This window comes from Streptococcus sp. 3613 (assembly GCF_013277375.1).
Taxonomy (GTDB): Bacteria; Bacillota; Bacilli; order Lactobacillales; family Streptococcaceae; genus Streptococcus; species Streptococcus pseudopneumoniae.
The window spans coordinates 1-1106 of the sequence record NZ_VMMV01000107.1 but is presented as its reverse complement, the minus strand read 5'-3'; the positions used below and the strand labels follow the sequence as shown (position 1 = coordinate 1106).

Annotated in this window: 1 protein-coding gene; it reads right to left on the bottom strand. The window is 39.2% G+C overall.

Going from position 1 to position 1106, the window contains the following annotated elements:
* Positions 1-53 precede the first annotated feature (53 nt).
* Positions 54-749, bottom strand: a complete 696-nt coding sequence (locus tag HT708_RS10820; RefSeq protein ID WP_172926383.1) for a VIT family protein — start codon at positions 747-749, stop codon at positions 54-56.
* Positions 750-1106 lie beyond the last annotated feature (357 nt).

Below are 1106 nucleotides of genomic sequence, written 5' to 3'. Positions count from 1 at the left end.
CATATATACGGCAAGGCGAAGCTGACGTGGTTTGAAGAGATTTTCGAAGAGTATTAAATGCTGAAAAGTTGTCCGAGCAGAAAGGTAACTCCCATAGTCAAGAGGCCAATAGCTAAGTTCCGAATCATAGCTGTTTTGGTAGGTGCTTTTCCAAGTCTAGCACTTGTGTAACCAGTGAGAAGAAGGGCCACACCGACGATAAGGACAGTAGCAGGGATGCGGTATTCACTTGGGAAAATGGTAATTGAAAGCATTGGTGGTAAGCTACCAAGGAAAAAGGCAACAAAGCTGGAAATGGCAGCGTGCCAAGGATTGGTAAACTCTTCATACTCTATCCCGTATTTTTCCTCTACCAAAGCCTTGAGTGGATTTTTAAGAAATGCCTTATTTGTCAAGAGCTGGGCAGAGGTTTCACATTCTCCATTTTGGATATAGGCAGCATAGAGGGATTTTTTGGCTAGTTCCATATCTTGGTTTAGCAAGACTTGCTCACGCGCAACGGCAGCTTCTTCGGTATCTTTTGGAGTTGAAACGGATACATATGCTCCACCAGCCATTGAAAAGGCACCAGCTAAGATAGCCGCAAACCCTGATAAAAAGATAATCCAGATATTGGTCGTGGCACTGGCAACTCCGATAACCACACCAGCAATGGAAATAATTCCATTGTTAGCATCAAGAACACCCGCACGCAGGATATTTAAACGACCTGCAAAATTTGAATCAATTTCGTGATTTGTTTCTGACATACTATTCTCCTTTTTATCCAGTATAAAGGAAAGAGGTAATGAAATCAATCTTTTAAAAGTATCTGAAAAAAGTTGCACGATTTTAATGATATAAAAATGTCGACATCTTTTCTGATAGATCAAACACCGAAGGTAAAGAGTATAGAATAGCATAAAAAATTTTAAATTAAATAGGATAAACATTTTGTTCACTTTATAATCGTTTACAAGAGAATAATGAGTATTAAATGAAAGTTCTATAATGAAGTTAGCCACCCAGCCCTCCTAAAAATTAGATGTTTTAACTAGCTTATAGCTAGCCCTCGATTTCATTTGATAAGAGGCTTGATGCTGTTAGGCTGACAAGCCAAGGCTAAG